Here is a 15,267-nt window from a genome sequence, read left to right as displayed (position 1 = left end):
ACAACAAAGGAAGTCTGCGATGAGCTTGTGGCGTACCACTCCGAACATCGAGCAGTTGAACGCAATCCAGAAGAACACCATTGGCGAAGTGCTGGACATCCGCTTCGAAGCGTTCGACGAAGAATCGCTGACTGCAAGCATGGCCATCGACCATCGCACCCATCAGCCCTACGGTTTGCTGCACGGCGGCGCCTCGGTGGTACTGGCAGAAACCGTCGGTTCGATGGCCAGCTATCTGTGCATCGATGCCAGCAAGTTTTACTGCGTGGGACTTGAGATCAACGCCAACCATCTGCGCGGCTTGCGCAGTGGGCGGGTGACGGCGGTGGCTAAGCCGATTCACATTGGTCGCACCACGCATGTGTGGGACATTCGCTTGACCAGTGATGAAGGCAAGGCCAGTTGTGTGTCGCGGTTGACCATGGCGGTGGTGCCGTTGGGTGAGCAGCCACCCTCACCCTAACCCTCTCCCAGAGGGAGAGGGGACTGACCGAGTGGTTTATTCGAAGTACATCGACCTGAGATACCGAGCCGAACTCAGGTTTTGAAATTCATGCAGATCGGCTCCCTTTCCCCCTCGCCCCCTGGGGGAGAGGGCTGGGGTGAGGGGGACGCGATCTCTCTGACACACCATCACGCTGACCGGACTGTCATCATTCCTGGCAGTTACGGTCATTGCTGTAAGCCGCGGTCTTACGGACAATCAACGCCACGTTTCCCGCTCATGGATTTGCCAGCATGTCGCAACCGATCTTTTTCGCCCACGCCAACGGTTTCCCTTCGGGCACCTATGGCAAATTGTTCGCGGCGCTGGCGCCCGAGTACCGGGTTGCGCATCTGGAGCAGCATGCCCATGACCCGCGTTTTCCGGCGGATGACAACTGGTACAACCTCGTCGACGAGTTGATCCACCATTTGCAGCAGCAGGATCAGCCGGTGTGGGGCGTCGGCCATTCGTTCGGCGGCGTACTGCACTTGCACGCGGCGCTGCGTTGCCCTGAGCTGTATCGCGGCGTGGTGATGCTCGATTCGCCGGTGCTGACCCGCACTGATCAGTGGGTAATCCGCGCGGCCAAGCGCTTTGGCTTCATCGACAGACTGACCCCGGCCGGACGGACGCTGGGGCGCCGTGAAGAGTTCGCCGACCTCGACAGTGCGCGCAGCTATTTTGCTGGCAAGACACTGTTCCGTGGTTTCGATCCGGAATGCTTCGATGCCTACCTGCAGCACGGTTTGCACCAGGTCGGCGACAAGCTGCGCCTGCGCTTCGATCCGGCCACCGAGATCAGTATCTATCGCGGTGTGCCCCACACCAGCCCCGGACGCACCCGGCAATTGCAGGTGCCGCTGGCGGTGGTGCGCGGGCACAAGAGCCGTGTGGTCATGCGCCATCACACCCGTTTCGTTTCGCGTCTGGCCCAGGGCGAGGCGCTGAGCATGCCTGGCGGCCACATGTTCCCGCTTGAGCGGCCACAGGACACCGCACGGTTGTTGAAGAATCTGTTTACTCGCTGGGAAAACCGTCAGGACAAGGATTGCGCATGAGTCCGACCTTCGAAGAAGTGCGCCTGAGCCTGCCGCATATCGAGCTGGCCGCGCATTTGTTCGGCCCCGAGGACGGTCTGCCGGTGATTGCACTGCATGGCTGGCTCGACAATGCCAACAGCTTTGCCCGATTGGCGCCCAAACTCAAAGGCTTGCGCATCATTGCGTTGGACATGGCCGGGCACGGGCACTCCGGGCATCGGCCGAACGGCGCCGGCTATGCGCTGTGGGATTACGCCCATGACGTGCTGCAAGTCGCCGAACAACTGGGCTGGAAGCGTTTCGGCCTGCTCGGGCATTCGATGGGTGCCATCGTTTCCATGGTGCTGGCGGGTTCGCTGCCGGAACGCATCAGCCATCTGGCGCTGATCGACGGCGTCATTCCTCCTACAGACAAAGGCGAAAACGCCGCCGAGCGCATGGGCATGGCGCTGCAAGCGCAACTGGATCTGCGCGAGAAGCGCAAACCGGTTTACAACACCCTCGACCGTGCCATCGAAGCGCGCATGAAAGGTCTGGTGGCGGTCAGCCGTGAGGCGGCTGAATTGTTGGCCCAGCGCGGTCTGATGCCGGTGCCCGGCGGTTACACCTGGCGCACCGACAATCGCCTGACCCTGCCATCGCCGCTGCGTCTGACCCAGGAACAGGCAATGGCTTTCGCACTTCGGGTCAGTTGTCCGGCGCAGTTGGTGGTCGCGGCTGACGGCATGCTCGCCAAACATCCGGAGCTGCTGGAGCGTCTACCCTTTAGCCGGGAACAGTTGGCGGGCGGGCACCATTTGCACCTGAACGACGAGGCGGGTGCCGGCCTTGTAGCAGACTGTTTCAATCGGTTCTTCGCCATTCCTTGACTTGCTGCGGGCAACTGTCGAGGCTGGGCGGGTTGAAATGGGAGACAACTACGATGGATTTCTATACCGCTGCGACCTCGAATCATCCAGCATTGCCGATCCGATGAGCCTGACTATGCGGTCACTCAGTCTGTTGGCACTGTGCTGTTTCAGTACCGTTTCGTTCGCCGCCGATGTGCCGGGCAGTCAGGATCTGCAGATCGTGCCGCGTCTGGCCGATGCACAGATCGTCGACTACCGCCCGCCTGTGGAGCTTGAGCGGATCTATCCGCTGGGCTCGATCCGCAAGATCAGCGGGCAGCTGCGTTTCGACGGCCAGGTCACCGCCCGTGGCCAGACCACTTCGGTGACCTACGAGTTGCCCCCCGAACACTCCGCCACCGAAGCCTTTACTGCCGCTCGTGAAGCCCTGCAAAAGCAGGACGCCGAATTGCTGTTCTGGTGTCAGGCGCGTGATTGCGGTGAAAGCAGCCTGTGGGCCAACGAGGTGTTCGGCAACGCCAAGTTGTACGGTGCTGACGAACAACAGGCGTATCTGTTGTTGAGACTGGCCGCACCGCGTGACAACACGCTGGTGGCGCTTTACAGCATCACGCGCGGCAATCGCAAAGCCTATCTGCATGTCGAACAGTTCGAGGCGGCTGCACCGTTGGGTGAGCTGCTGCCGACCTCGGCGACCCTGTTGCGTCAGTTGAAAAGCACCGGTGAACTGGATTTTCCTGATCGCGTGAATGATCCGGACGATACATGGCTACGCCTGATTTCCCGTGGCCTTAATCTCGATACGACGTTGCGCGTGACGGTGTCCGGGCCGAAAGCCGAGGCATGGCGACAGGCCCTGATCAATCAGGGCGTGCGGGCGGCACGCATGGAGACCGGCAGTGTTGAAGGCCCTGGCCTGCGCATCGATCTGTTGCGTTAAGCTGTTTCGGGCGAGCACGAACTGCGTGTTCGCCTACTCTTTGCCTGACTGACTTTTTCGAGACCTTACATGCTCAATAACGATCGCCTGCTGGTGCAGATCCTGCTGCTGGTGTTGTTTGGTGCCAGCCTGTGGGTGATGGCGCCGTTCTGGTCGGCCCTGTTCTGGGGCGCGGTGCTGGCATTCGCCAGTTGGCCGCTGATGCGTCTGTTGACCCGCTGGCTCAATGGCCGTGAGTCGCTGGCTGCGGGGATTCTGACGCTGGGCTGGATGCTGCTGGTGGCCGCGCCGCTGGTCTGGCTAGGGTTCAACGTGGGGGATCATGTGCGTGATGCCACGGCGTTCATCAAGGATGTGCAGGTCGACGGTCTGCCGGAAGCGCCGGTGTGGCTGGGGACTTTGCCGTTTGTGGGCGAGCGCCTGGTCGGGCTGTGGAACAGCATCGATCAGCAGGGCGCCGCGCTGATGGTGTCGATCAAACCTTATCTGGGGCAGGTCGGTAACTGGCTGCTGGCGCGCAGTGCGCAGATTGGTGGCGGGATTCTCGAGCTGACGTTGAGCATTGTCTTTGTGTTCTTTTTCTATCGTGACGGGCCGCGACTGGCGGCGTTTGTGCACAGTCTGCTGGAGCGCTTGATCGGGGATCGTGCCGGGTATTACATCGAGTTGGTGGCGGGTACGGTGCAGCGGGTGGTCAACGGGGTGATCGGCACGGCGGCGGCGCAGGCGGTTCTGGCGTTGATCGGGTTTTTGATTGCCGGGGTGCCGGGGGCGCTGGTGCTCGGGATTGTCACCTTCCTGTTGAGTCTGATTCCGATGGGGCCGCCGTTGGTGTGGGTGCCGGCCACTGCCTGGCTGGCGTGGAAGGGTGAGTACGGGATGGCGGTGTTTCTCGGGATCTGGGGGACGTTCATCATCAGTGGGGTGGATAACGTGCTCAAGCCGTATTTGATCAGCCGCGGGGGGAATTTGCCGTTGGTGATTGTGTTGCTTGGGGTGTTTGGCGGGTTGATTGCGTTTGGGTTTATCGGGTTGTTTATCGGGCCTACGTTGTTGGCGGTGGCTTATAGTTTGTTGACGGATTGGAGCAAGAGTCAGTCTCGGGTTGAGGATCGGCGGTAGCTGTTTTGGGTTTTGGGTTTGGGTGTATATCCATTGCTGCGGTAACGGCTGCTTAGGGTTCCGCCCTTACGGCGGGTCACCTTTTCCAAACGCCGAAAAGGTAACCCAAAAGGCTTGCTCCTGCGTGCGGCCCGCTCGCTGGGGCTCGGGGGTTCCTTCGCTGCGGGATCGATCCGGGCGCAGCGCCTACGGTTTGCTTCGCTGCACCTCCTCTCGCTGTGTTTGGCTGCGCCAAACGGTCGCTGCGCTCCCACGCCCGGATCAATCCCTCCACTCAGCCTTCCGACGTCGCCAGTGGATCAAGATCAAGAGCAGGCGAGCTGACACTCGGCCTATTGAGTGGTGAAGAGCGCGGGTGTTCGGCTTTTGATTTGCGTTGTTGCTGCCCCTCACCCCAGCCCTCTCCCGAGGGAGAGGGGGCTGAAATGTGTGCTTTTCAAAGCCTCAGTTCGACGCGGTATCGCACGTCGGCGTACCTCTCCCAAACACCTCGATCAGTCCCCTCTCCCTCTGGGAGAGGGTTAGGGTGAGGGGCTTTTGATCTGTTCCAGAATCTGAGTTCGACTCGGTATTTCAAGTCGGCGTAGCTCTCCCAAACACCTCGGTCAGTCCCCTCTCCCTCCGGGAGAGGGCTAGGGTGAGGGGCTTTTGATTGTCCGCGGCAAATAGTGTCTTCGACTCAAGTCGCCACATTCAAATACTTGCCCACCGACGCCGTTTTCTCCAGCGAGTACTGTTTGCTCAGATTGGCAATCATGCGGTTCAGGGCTTCGGTGGTGCTCTGGGTAGAAGCGGTCTGTTCTTCATCCGGCCGTTCTCGCCCTGCCTGTAAAGCCGCTTTCAGCTCGTCGCTGCTTACACCGCCGCTGCTGTCGCTATCGAGCACCTTGAGCAGCGCGGCACTGGTGTCAGTGCTGGTGGTTGAAGTCGCGCTGTCGCTGGCTTGCAGTGCGCTGCCGAGTTCTGTCGAGGTCACGCTGCCGTCGCCATCCGCATCAAGTTGGCTGAACAGTTCGTCGCTGCTGATGGCGCCGTCACCGTCGCTGTCGAGGGCGCTAATCAGGGCGTCGGCGAGGTCGGTGTCCGGTGCTTGATCGTGTGGTGGCGGCGGGGGCGCCATGGCGGTCAATTCTTCGGCGCTGAGGCTGCCGCTGGCATCGCTGTCCAGATCACCGAATTGTTTACTCAGTTTGACCAGCAGACCGTCGTCGTTCTTCTGCGACAGGGCGCTTTTCAGTTCGTCCTGATCCACTGCGCCGTCGCCGTTGTTGTCGAGTTTGGCGAACAGTTCTTTTTGCAGTTGCTGGCTGTGGGCGTTTTGCGTGGAGGTACTGCTGGTGCTGGTATAGCTCGTGTAGTTGCTGACGCTACCAATCATCGGATTCACTCCCTGGAATGGAAAACCGGTGGGTGTACCGGCTTATGCAGCGTCGGGGCGCAAGTTGTCGGGGGTATGTGGGATTTGTACCGGTGGGTACACACGATGGAATGAACACCAAATACCTTGTAGGAGTGAGCCTGCTCGCGATAGCGGTTTATCAGTGACATTTACTGTGACTGACACTCCGCTATCGCGAGCAGGCTCACTCCTACAGGTGGATTGTGTGTTTCTCAGGTGCGCGGCAGGCGAATGATGGCGGTGAGGCCGCCGCCGGGGGTTTCTTCGAGGTTGAGCTGGCCACCCAGACGCTGGGCCGCTTCGCGGGCAATCGTCATACCCAGCCCGACGCCGCCTGAGTTGCGATTGCGCGAGCCTTCCAGCCGATAAAACGGTTCAAACACCGCTTCACGCTTGTCCTCGGCAATCCCCGGGCCGTGATCGATTACGCGGATCAGCAGTTGCTCGCGTTGATCCTGCAATTCGATGCGTGCCTGGCCGGCATAACGCAGGGCATTGTCCATGAGGTTGTTGAGGCACGAACGCAGCGCCATCGGCTGTACCGGCAACGGTGCGCAATGGCCGCTGACCTGTACGTCGGCGCCTTGATCCTGCGCGTTTTCGCACAGTGATTCGACCAGCGCCTGCACATCCATCAATTGCAAGGCTTCGCTGGTGCGCTGTTCGTGCAGGTAGGTGAGGGTGGCGTCGAGCATGCCGATCATGTCGTCGAGGTCCTGGCGCATCTGGCCTTGCAGCTTTTCATCGCTGATGTTTTCCAGGCGCAGTTTCAGGCGTGACAACGGTGTGCGCAGATCATGGGAAACCGCGCCCAGCATCCGTGCGCGCTGCTGCACCTGTTCGCGAATGCGTTGCTGCATCAGGTTGAAGGTGTAGGCGGCTTGTCGCGATTCCCGCGGGCCGGACTCGTCGAGCGGCGGGCTGTCGAGGTCTTCGCTGAGGCGTTCGGCGGCGTCGCTCAGGCGCTGGATCGGGCGACTGAGCAGTTTGGCGCCGTACCAGGCCGCGATCATCAGCGTGATGAATTGAAAGGTCAGCGGCACCACCGGGCCACCGAACCACGGACGCGGTGGCCGTGGCGGGTAGCGCGGATCATGTGCCATCGGTTGCCCTTCGGCGCCTTGAGAGAACTCCGGTGGCGGTGGGGGCGGCGGTGGCCCGTAGTGGTGGAACCAGGCGAACGCCAGCAGGTGCGCCAGGACAATCGCCACGAACAGCACGCCAAACAGGCGCCCGAACAGCGTGTCGAAGCGCGCCCGCATCAGCCGATGTCCCGCGCGTCGAACAGGTAACCCTCACCGCGCACGGTTTTGATCAACTGCGGAGCTTTCGGGTCGTCGCCGAGTTTCTGCCGCAGACGCGAGACCAGCAAATCGATGCTGCGGTCGAAGGCTTCGATCGAGCGGCCACGGGCAGCATCGAGCAGTTGCTCGCGGCTGAGTACCCGACGCGGACGTTCGATAAACACCCACAGCAGGCGGAATTCGGCGTTGGACAGCGGCACCACCAGACCATCGTCGGCGATCAGCTGGCGCAGGACGCTGTTCAGACGCCAGTTGTCGAAACGAATGTTCGCCCGCTGTTCGGTTCGATCGTCGCGCACCCGGCGCAGAATGGTTTGAATGCGCGCGACCAGTTCGCGTGGCTCGAACGGTTTGGCCATATAGTCATCGGCGCCCAGTTCCAGGCCGATGATGCGGTCGGTCGGTTCGCAACGGGCGGTGAGCATCAGGATCGGGATGTCCGATTCGGCGCGCAGCCAGCGGCACAGCGACAAGCCGTCTTCGCCGGGCAGCATCAGGTCCAGCACGACAACGTCGAAATGTTCGGCGAGCAGCGCCTGACGCATCGCCGCGCCGTCGGTGACGCCGCTGGCGTGGATATTGAAGCGCGCGAGGTAGTCAATCATCAGCTCGCGGATCGGCACGTCATCATCGACGATCAGCGCGCGAATGCTCCAGCGCTTGTCGTCTTTAGGCTCATCCGTCGCGGTCATTTGGGTGTTGTGCATGAGGCTGTTCATCTGCCAGTAGGCCGCCAACCACAAAAGATGGGCTGCGAGGTTGTGGTTTCAGCATAGGCGTCCGGCCGTGAGGCGGGAAGTGCTGATGTAAGGACGTATTGCGGCTGGCGAGGCTAGCGCGGGTGCTTGTTGCTGGCGTGTCGGTTGTGTATCGGAGTCGACACAATAGCAGCGAGCGCTATGCTGATCACGGCCAGCGCGACGATTTACCGATCATCGGGTGCCGCGCTGCCGCCGGTTCCGCTACAATGCGCGCCGATTTCGACCTGCCTGAGAGCCCATTCATGTCCGCCTGCCAGACTCCTATCATCGTCGCCCTGGATTTCCCTACCCGTGACGCCGCACTGAAGCTGGCCGACCAGTTGGACCCGAAGCTGTGCCGGGTCAAAGTGGGCAAGGAACTGTTCACCAGTTGCGCCGCCGAAATTGTCGGTACCCTGCGTGACAAGGGTTTTGAAGTATTCCTCGACCTGAAATTCCACGACATTCCCAACACCACCGCGATGGCCGTGAAAGCGGCTGCCGAGATGGGCGTGTGGATGGTCAACGTGCATTGCTCCGGTGGTATGCGCATGATGGCCGCTTGCCGTGAAGAGCTGGATAAACGCAGCGGCCCGCAGCCGTTGCTGATCGGCGTGACCGTGCTGACCAGCATGGAGCGCGAAGACTTGGCCGGTATCGGTCTGGATATCGAGCCGCAAGAGCAAGTGCTGCGTCTGGCCGCGCTGGCCGAAAAGGCTGGCATGGACGGTCTGGTGTGCTCGGCGCTGGAAGCCTCGGCACTGAAAACTGCGCACCCTTCGCTGCAACTGGTGACCCCGGGAATTCGTCCGGCGGGCAGCGCGCAGGACGATCAGCGCCGCATTCTGACTCCGCGTCAGGCGCTGGATGCCGGTTCCGATTATCTGGTGATTGGCCGTCCGATCAGCCAGGCGGCGGATCCGGCGCAGGCGCTGGCTTCGGTCGTAGCCGAAATCGCCTGATCAGGCACCGCAAAACCCTGTAGGAGTGAGCCTGCTCGCGATAGCGGTGTGTCAAACAACGGTAATGTTGACTGACACACCGCTATCGCGAGCAGGCTCACTCCTACATTTTTTTTGTGGTGGTTTTAGATTTTCAACACCAACTTGCCGAAGTTCTCACCGCTGAACAATTTCATCAGCGTTTCCGGGAAGGTCTCCAGCCCTTCGACGATATCTTCCTTGCTCTTGAGCTGCCCCTTGGCCATCCAGCCGGCCATTTCCTGCGCGGCGCTGGCGTATTGCGCCGCGTAATCCATCACCACAAAACCTTCCATCCGCGCACGGTTGACCAGCAACGACAGGTAGTTGGCTGGCCCCTTGACCGCTTCCTTGTTGTTGTACTGGCTGATCGCGCCGCAGATAACCACCCGCGCCTTTATGTTCAAACGGCTCAACACCGCATCGAGGATGTCGCCGCCAACGTTATCGAAATACACATCGACGCCTTTCGGGCATTCGCGTTTAAGCCCGGCCACGACATCTTCGGACTTGTAGTCGATGGCACCGTCAAAACCCAACTCATCAATAAGGAATTTGCACTTGTCGGCGCCGCCGGCAATGCCAACCACGCGGCAGCCTTTGAGCTTGGCAATCTGCCCGGCGATGCTGCCCACTGCGCCCGCTGCACCGGACAACACCACGGTGTCGCCGGCCTTCGGTGCGCCGACATCCAGCAGGGCGAAGTAGGCGGTCATGCCGGTCATGCCCAGCGCTGACAGGTACACCGGCAGCGGTGCCAGTTTCGGATCGACTTTGTAGAAACCTCTTGGCTCGCCGAGGAAATAATCCTGCACGCCAATGGCGCCGTTGACGTAGTTCCCGACCGCAAAGCCAGGGTTGTTCGAAGCAATGACTTTGCCTACGCCCAGCGCGCGCATGACTTCACCGATACCGACCGGCGGGATGTAGGACTTGCCTTCGTTCATCCAGCCACGCATCGCCGGGTCGAGAGACAGGTACTCGTTCTTGACCAGAATCTGGCCCGCCGCCGGTTCGCCGACCGGTACTTCCTGATAGGTGAAGGTCTCGCGGTTGGCCGCTCCCACCGGGCGTTTGGCGAGCAGGAACTGGCGATTGGTCTGGTTGGTCATGGCAGGCACTCGAACGGAATGAAGCCTTGTTGATAGACCTTCGCCGGCATTGGCGCAAGGTTGGCTGATGCGGCGAATGCACGCCGATCCAGTGCAGTGATGATCACCTGGCTGGTTTTATCACTGCGACGCATGGGCACATAAACAGCCATTGGATAGTGCTGACGCTCGGCAGACCTCAATGGCTATGCTGCCATTCCATACATCCCCTGCATCTATCCCTTCGAGGACATAACAATGAGCATGACGTTTTCCGGTCAGGTTGCTGTAGTCACTGGCGCGGCCAACGGCATCGGCCGTGCGACCGCCCAGGCGTTCGCCGCCGAAGGCCTGAAAGTGGTGGTCGCCGATCTGGACGCGGCAGGGGGCGAGGGCACGGTGGCGCTGATTCGTACAGCCGGCGGCGAAGCGACCTTCGTGCGCTGCAACGTGACCGTCGAAAGCGAAGTGAAGAATCTGATGGACGAGGTCATCAATACCTACGGCCGTCTCGACTACGCCTTCAACAATGCCGGCATCGAAATTGAAAAAGGCAAACTGGCCGAAGGCTCGATGGATGAGTTCGACGCAATCATGGGCGTCAACGTCAAAGGCGTCTGGCTATGTATGAAGTATCAACTGCCACTGCTGCTGGCGCAGGGTGGCGGGGCGATCGTCAATACCGCCTCGGTGGCGGGACTGGGCGCGGCGCCGAAGATGAGTATCTACGCGGCGTCGAAGCACGCGGTGATCGGTCTGACCAAATCGGCAGCCATCGAATACGCGAAGAAGAAAATCCGTGTCAACGCTGTGTGTCCGGCGGTGATCGATACCGACATGTTCCGCCGTGCTTACGAGGCCGACCCGAAGAAGGGTGAGTTCGCCAACGCCATGCACCCGGTCGGGCGCATCGGCAAAGTCGAGGAAATCGCCAGTGCCGTGTTGTACCTGTGCAGCGACGGTGCGGCATTCACCACCGGCCACTCGCTGGCAGTGGATGGTGGCGTCACCGCTTTCTGAATCACGCCCAAGAACAACAGCCCGCATTCGTTGCGGGCTTTTTTGTGGGCAGCGGTCAGTTCCGTGAAGCCTCTTAAACAATGTGTATCAAACGGTTAGAACGGTCGCTTTTGGCGGCGTTGTCGCACAGCCTGTCCGGCGCGGCTGTGATTTACTGCCGCCAGCAAAACGGACAGGAGTTTGCTTGCTCATGGAATTGAGAATTGATCGACAGGCAATGGTGCCGGTCGTGCAGCAGATTGTTGACGGACTGACCGAGTGGATCCTGCAAAGTGGCGTACCGCCGGCCACCCGTTTGCCGTCCGTGCGGCAAATCGCCCGGGGCAATCTGCTCAGCCAGTCGTGCGTGGTCGAGGCGTGTGAACGGTTGGTATCGCAGGGCGTTCTGAACTCATGCCAAGGCACCGGTTTCGTTGTCGCCGCCTCGCCATCGACACCCAGCGCAGAGGACGAACTGGCGCCATTCGAGGGCCGGTTTGCCTGGTGCGATGCCGTGTGCGAGGCCGCGGGCGGCTTGAAACTTGGCGCGGGCGGACTGCCGCATAGCTGGCGTGAACCTGACGACCTCAGTTATGCCCTGCGCGAGGTGGCTCGCACCGACATGGCCAGCCTGTTCAACTACAGCACGCCCTTGGGGCTTCCAGCGTTGCGCGAGCAAATCGCCAAGCGCCTGAAACTGTTCGGTATCGAGGCCCGCAGTGCGCAGTTGCTGAGTACCTGCGGCGCCAGCCATGCGCTTGATCTGATCGTGCGCACCTTGTTCAAGGCTGGAGACTGCGTGGTGGTCGAGACGCCCGGTTACGCGCCGTTGTTCGATCTCCTGCGGATGCACGGCGTGCGCATGCTCGAGGTGCGTCGCACCCCGAACGGGCCGGATATCGACGCGCTGGAAGCGTTGCTGCAACAGTTTCGCCCCGGCGCGTTATTCATCAACAGCCATCATCACAACCCCACCGGCAGTTGCCTGTCGCCGAGCGTAGCGCAACGCATCCTGCAACTGAGCAAGACCTACGATTTGCGCGTGATCGAAGACGATGTCTACGCAGACTTGCACACCGGCAACGGCACGCGCCTGGCGGCTCTGGATGATGATGGGCGAGTCCTTTACGTGGGCAGTTTTTCCAAGACGCTGAGCAGCTCGTTGCGGGTCGGTTTCGTTTTTGCCGACAGCGACATGGTCAGACGGCTGGCGCAGGTCAAGATGATCAGCGGTCTGGGGGCGTCAAGGTTTACCGAAGCGGTGCTGGCCAGCCTGATGGTGAGCGGCGCTTACCGCAAACTGGTGCAGCGCCAGCGTCAACGCCTGAATGCCGATCGCGCGGCCGCATTGCAGGCGCTGGAGGACGCCGACTGGGAGGTTTTCGGCAAGCCTGCGGGTGGCTTGTTCATCTGGGCGCGCTCGCGCATGACCGATCAGATTCGGCTGCGTCGGCAGGCTCAACGTTGCGGCGTGTTGCTGTCAGCGCCTGATGCATTCAGTCCCAATGGCGAGTCGGGCGATTGGCTGCGCATCAACGTCGCCTATGCCTGTGATCCGCGCGCCCGGCAGTTTTTTCGCTACACCGGTTCGGATCGACCTCAAGTGTTCTGAAAACGACGTAGGCGTAGCTTTTTGCCATTATTCCGACGCCAGAGACTTGTGCTGCTTCATGGCCGTTGCGACTCTTCGCTCTACTGACAATGGCAGGGGACTACGCGCAATGATTTCGGCCATGCAAGGACGTTTTGCCAACCTCGGTATGGCGAAAAAACTGGGTATCGGGTTTGTGCTGGTTTTGCTTCTGACCGCGCTGGTGGCGGCCATCGGCGTCTGGTCCCTGCAAACCATCAGTCAGCGTTTCGACGGGCTGAAACAGATGTCTTCGCTCAACAGCGGCTTGCTCAAGGTGCGCCTGCTTGAGCAGGAATATGCCTTGCGGGGCGATCCGAAGACGGCCGATGCCCTGCGTAAGGGCGTCGACGGACTGGTTGCTCTGGCTGATCAGCTCAAAGCGCAGTCGGCGGCGAATGTGCCGGTCATGAATGATGTGCAGCAGTCGCTGGGCGCTTATCGTAAGGCGTTCGACGAGTTTGTGTCGTTGACTCAGGCCAAGGACCTGGCGCTGGAAATGGCCAGTTGGTCGGTGTCCAGTGTGGCCAACAATCTTGACGTATTGCAGGCCGGACTTGCCGACGACGGTGCTTATACCTTGAAGGACACCGAGGGTAAGGATGGCGCACAGTTCATCGAGCAGGCCAGTCAGGTCAGCCAGGTTTCGCGGTTGATGCTGCAAGCAATGAACGAAGCGCGGATTCGTCTCGATCAAAGCCGCAAGGGCGATGCCGACAGTGCCGGCAAGGGCAATATCGAACAGGCCGCGCAGGCGCAGGCGCAGGCCGAAGAATTGAAAACTACGGTCAAGGACGAGGGCTATCTGACCGTGCTCAATGAAGTGTCCGGGCACATCGCCGGTTTCAACGACAAACTGGCCGAGTACACCGGGTTGCTCGCGCAGGAAAAAACCGTCTACGAGCAATTGCACCAGCGTGCCAACGAAGTGGTCGAGCGGGTGAATCAGGCGTATGTCGCTGAAGACGGCGCGATGCAGGCAGAACTGAAGAAAAACTCGCTGCTGATCATCGGCTCATCGGCGCTGGCATTGCTGGTGGGATTACTCGCCGCGTGGCTGATCACCCGACTTATCGTCGCGCCATTGCGCAGTGTGATTCAGGTCGCGCAGCAGATTGCCGCCGGTGACTTGAGTGCGACTGTGGCAGTGACCCGTCGCGACGAGATTGGCCAGTTGATGCTGGCGATGCAACAGATGGGCGCGGGTCTGAGTACCATCGTCAGTGGTTTGCAGGCGGGGATCGAGCAACTGGCCAGTTCGGCGCAATCGTTGTCGGCAGTCACTGAGCAGACCAACCTTGAGGTCAGCAGCCAGAAGGAAGAAACCGAGCAGGTTGCCACGGCGATGAACCAGATGACCGCCACCGTTCACGACGTTGCACGCAACGCCGAAGAAGCGGCGCTGGCCGCGCAGACGGCGGATGACAAAGTCGAGAGTGGGCAGCAGGTGGTGCGCCAGAGTATGGCGCGCATCGAGCAACTTGCTGATTCGGCGACTTCGGCCAGTTCGAGCATCGAAAGCCTCAGTGCTGAAATCCAGAATATCGGCACGGTACTCGGGGTGATCAAAAGTGTTGCCGAACAGACCAATCTATTGGCGCTGAATGCCGCCATCGAGGCGGCGCGGGCCGGGGAGCAGGGCAGGGGCTTTGCGGTGGTGGCCGATGAGGTGCGCGCACTGGCTCGGCGCACGCAGCAATCGACTGAGGAGATTGAACGGCTGGTCAGTGCTTTGCGCTTGGCGGCGCATTCGTCGGTGCAGCAGATTCAGAGCAGCGGCGAGTTGGTGAAGCTGGCGGTGAGTGATGCGTTGCAGACTGAGAGTGCGCTGGGGAGTATTGCGGCGGCGGTGTCGTTGATTCAGCAGATGAATCAGCAGATTGCGGCGGCGGCGGAGGAGCAGAGTTCGGTGGCGGAGGAGATCAATCGCAGTGTGACGAGTATTCGTGCGAGTGCGGATCAGTCGTCGATCGCGATGCGTGGAAATGCGGCTTCGAGTGTTGAGCTGGCGCAGTTGGGGGGGGAGTTGCGCGGGATGGTTGGGCATTTTCGGCTTTGACGCTTTGACGCTTTGACGCTTGGCGGCCTTTGGGCCGACCAGGCTCTTGGGGTTTTGGGGGGATATCCGTTGCTGCGGGTGTTGCTGATTAGGGTTCCGCCCTTACGGCGGGTCACTTTTTACAAACGCCTAAAAAGTAACCAAAAACGCTTGCTCCTACGTGCGGCCCGCTCGCTGGGGCTCGGGGTTCCTTCGCTCCGGGATCGATCCGGGCGCAGCGCCTACGGTTTGCTTCGCTGCACCTCCTCTCGCTGTGTTTGGCTGCGCCAAACGGTCGCTGCGCTCCCCCGCCCGGATCAATCCCTCCGCTCAGCCTTCCGACGTCGCCCGTGGATCAAGATCAAGAGCGGCAGCCGAGCTAACGCTCATCCTGTTGAGTGGTGAGAAGCTGATGCGGTTGCGAGGAGGGTGTTGCTTTTGCTTTTCTGTGGGAGCGAGCTTGCTCGCGAAGGCGGCCGGATAGCCGACCAACCTCTGTCAGATGTACTCAGCCCCCTTGTGGGAGCGAGCTTGCTCGCGAAGGCGGCCTGACAGCCGACCAATTTTCTATCTGATGTACTCAGCCCCAATGTAGGAGTGAGCCTGCTCGCGATGGCGGCCGGATAGCCGACCAACCCGCTATCGG

14 protein-coding genes and 1 pseudogene are annotated in these 15,267 nt (G+C 60.7%); 10 read left to right on the top strand and 5 right to left on the bottom strand.

Going from position 1 to position 15,267, the window contains the following annotated elements; translation table 11 throughout:
* Window positions 1-19: 19 nt before the first annotated feature.
* The 5 genes from CLU80_RS05415 (at window position 20) to CLU80_RS05395 (ending at window position 4,440) form a co-directional block, all read left to right on the top strand.
* Entirely contained in the window at window positions 20-463 is a 444-nt protein-coding gene (locus CLU80_RS05415) for a hotdog fold thioesterase (protein ID WP_093442258.1), read from the top strand.
* Window positions 464-738: 275 nt separating this feature from the next.
* Window positions 739-1,545: an alpha/beta fold hydrolase gene (locus CLU80_RS05410; RefSeq protein ID WP_095051071.1), complete on the top strand. Its 807-nt coding sequence runs from the start codon at window positions 739-741 to the stop codon at window positions 1,543-1,545.
* Window positions 1,542-2,396, top strand: a complete 855-nt coding sequence (locus tag CLU80_RS05405) for an alpha/beta hydrolase (protein ID WP_093442267.1) — start codon at window positions 1,542-1,544, stop codon at window positions 2,394-2,396. The genes CLU80_RS05410 and CLU80_RS05405 overlap by 4 nt, the downstream gene beginning before the upstream one ends.
* 115 nt (window positions 2,397-2,511) lie before the next feature.
* Window positions 2,512-3,318, top strand: coding sequence for a DUF4892 domain-containing protein (locus tag CLU80_RS05400; protein WP_099756923.1), 807 nt, complete (start codon window positions 2,512-2,514; stop codon window positions 3,316-3,318).
* A 69-nt stretch (window positions 3,319-3,387) separates the two neighbouring features.
* Entirely contained in the window at window positions 3,388-4,440 is a 1,053-nt protein-coding gene (locus tag CLU80_RS05395) for an AI-2E family transporter (RefSeq protein ID WP_099756922.1), read from the top strand.
* Window positions 4,441-5,119: 679 nt separating this feature from the next.
* Here CLU80_RS05395 and xopAW read toward each other — a convergent pair.
* The 3 genes from xopAW to CLU80_RS05380 all read right to left on the bottom strand — a co-directional run bounded on the left by xopAW (window position 5,120) and on the right by CLU80_RS05380 (window position 7,850).
* Complete coding sequence (gene xopAW, locus CLU80_RS05390; protein WP_099756921.1) at window positions 5,120-5,818, bottom strand: EF-hand domain-containing protein; 699 nt, start codon at window positions 5,816-5,818, stop codon at window positions 5,120-5,122.
* Window positions 5,819-6,051: 233 nt separating this feature from the next.
* Window positions 6,052-7,101 (bottom strand): sensor histidine kinase, encoded by a 1,050-nt coding sequence (locus CLU80_RS05385; protein WP_099756920.1) that lies wholly within the window; start codon window positions 7,099-7,101, stop codon window positions 6,052-6,054.
* The gene (locus CLU80_RS05380) at window positions 7,101-7,850 is read right to left on the bottom strand and encodes a response regulator (RefSeq protein ID WP_016983639.1); all 750 of its coding nucleotides are present in this window, start codon (window positions 7,848-7,850) and stop codon (window positions 7,101-7,103) included. The genes CLU80_RS05385 and CLU80_RS05380 overlap by 1 nt, the downstream gene beginning before the upstream one ends.
* Before the next feature lie 296 nt (window positions 7,851-8,146).
* Here CLU80_RS05380 and pyrF point away from each other — a divergent pair, with 296 nt between their 5' ends.
* A complete protein-coding gene (pyrF, locus tag CLU80_RS05375) occupies window positions 8,147-8,845 on the top strand; it encodes an orotidine-5'-phosphate decarboxylase (protein WP_175559628.1) in 699 nt (232 codons plus the stop codon).
* A 125-nt stretch (window positions 8,846-8,970) separates the two neighbouring features.
* Here the strand turns inward: pyrF and CLU80_RS05370 are convergent, their stop codons facing one another.
* The gene (locus tag CLU80_RS05370) at window positions 8,971-9,975 is read right to left on the bottom strand and encodes an NADP-dependent oxidoreductase (RefSeq protein WP_099756919.1); all 1,005 of its coding nucleotides are present in this window, start codon (window positions 9,973-9,975) and stop codon (window positions 8,971-8,973) included.
* Entirely contained in the window at window positions 9,972-10,109 is a 138-nt protein-coding gene (locus tag CLU80_RS30125; protein ID WP_158561679.1) for a hypothetical protein, read from the bottom strand. Before CLU80_RS30125 ends, CLU80_RS05370 begins: the two co-directional genes overlap by 4 nt.
* A 103-nt stretch (window positions 10,110-10,212) precedes the next feature.
* Here CLU80_RS30125 and CLU80_RS05365 point away from each other — a divergent pair, with 103 nt between their 5' ends.
* From CLU80_RS05365 to CLU80_RS30570, 4 genes and pseudogenes are all read left to right on the top strand, one after another.
* Window positions 10,213-10,974 (top strand): SDR family oxidoreductase, encoded by a 762-nt coding sequence (locus CLU80_RS05365; RefSeq protein ID WP_007917441.1) that lies wholly within the window; start codon window positions 10,213-10,215, stop codon window positions 10,972-10,974.
* A gap of 190 nt (window positions 10,975-11,164) precedes the next feature.
* Window positions 11,165-12,565: an aminotransferase-like domain-containing protein gene (locus tag CLU80_RS05360; RefSeq protein ID WP_099756918.1), complete on the top strand. Its 1,401-nt coding sequence runs from the start codon at window positions 11,165-11,167 to the stop codon at window positions 12,563-12,565.
* A pseudogene (locus CLU80_RS30575) lies at window positions 12,459-13,781 on the top strand (HAMP domain-containing protein); the annotation flags it as partial. The gene CLU80_RS05360 and the pseudogene CLU80_RS30575, both read left to right, overlap by 107 nt.
* Window positions 13,761-14,642 carry a methyl-accepting chemotaxis protein gene (locus tag CLU80_RS30570; protein ID WP_371748316.1) on the top strand — a complete coding sequence of 294 codons (882 nt, stop codon included), beginning with the start codon at window positions 13,761-13,763 and terminating at the stop codon, window positions 14,640-14,642. The pseudogene CLU80_RS30575 and the gene CLU80_RS30570, both read left to right, overlap by 21 nt.
* Window positions 14,643-15,267 lie beyond the last annotated feature (625 nt).

The sequence above is a fragment of the Pseudomonas sp. 29 genome (assembly GCF_002754355.1).
In the GTDB taxonomy this organism is placed as follows: domain Bacteria; phylum Pseudomonadota; class Gammaproteobacteria; order Pseudomonadales; family Pseudomonadaceae; genus Aquipseudomonas; species Aquipseudomonas neuropathica.
This window is presented reverse-complemented; position numbering and strand designations above follow the sequence as displayed.

Bases quoted from the DNA above. Each gene is read 5' to 3' on its own strand.
- CLU80_RS05405 (WP_093442267.1), top strand. From the start codon at position 1,542: ATGAGTCCGACCTTCGAAGAAGTGCGCCTGAGCCTGCCGCATATCGAG.
- CLU80_RS05385 (WP_099756920.1), bottom strand. From the start codon at position 7,101: ATGCGGGCGCGCTTCGACACGCTGTTCGGGCGCCTGTTTGGCGTGCTG.
- CLU80_RS05410 (WP_095051071.1), top strand. From the start codon at position 739: ATGTCGCAACCGATCTTTTTCGCCCACGCCAACGGTTTCCCTTCGGGC.
- CLU80_RS05370 (WP_099756919.1), bottom strand. From the start codon at position 9,975: ATGACCAACCAGACCAATCGCCAGTTCCTGCTCGCCAAACGCCCGGTG.
- CLU80_RS05400 (WP_099756923.1), top strand. From the start codon at position 2,512: ATGCGGTCACTCAGTCTGTTGGCACTGTGCTGTTTCAGTACCGTTTCG.
- CLU80_RS05360 (WP_099756918.1), top strand. From the start codon at position 11,165: ATGGAATTGAGAATTGATCGACAGGCAATGGTGCCGGTCGTGCAGCAG.
- CLU80_RS05415 (WP_093442258.1), top strand. From the start codon at position 20: ATGAGCTTGTGGCGTACCACTCCGAACATCGAGCAGTTGAACGCAATC.
- CLU80_RS05365 (WP_007917441.1), top strand. From the start codon at position 10,213: ATGAGCATGACGTTTTCCGGTCAGGTTGCTGTAGTCACTGGCGCGGCC.
- CLU80_RS30570 (WP_371748316.1), top strand. From the start codon at position 13,761: ATGCTGGCGATGCAACAGATGGGCGCGGGTCTGAGTACCATCGTCAGT.
- pyrF (WP_175559628.1), top strand. From the start codon at position 8,147: ATGTCCGCCTGCCAGACTCCTATCATCGTCGCCCTGGATTTCCCTACC.
- CLU80_RS05380 (WP_016983639.1), bottom strand. From the start codon at position 7,850: ATGCACAACACCCAAATGACCGCGACGGATGAGCCTAAAGACGACAAG.
- CLU80_RS30125 (WP_158561679.1), bottom strand. From the start codon at position 10,109: ATGCGTCGCAGTGATAAAACCAGCCAGGTGATCATCACTGCACTGGAT.
- xopAW (WP_099756921.1), bottom strand. From the start codon at position 5,818: ATGATTGGTAGCGTCAGCAACTACACGAGCTATACCAGCACCAGCAGT.
- CLU80_RS05395 (WP_099756922.1), top strand. From the start codon at position 3,388: ATGCTCAATAACGATCGCCTGCTGGTGCAGATCCTGCTGCTGGTGTTG.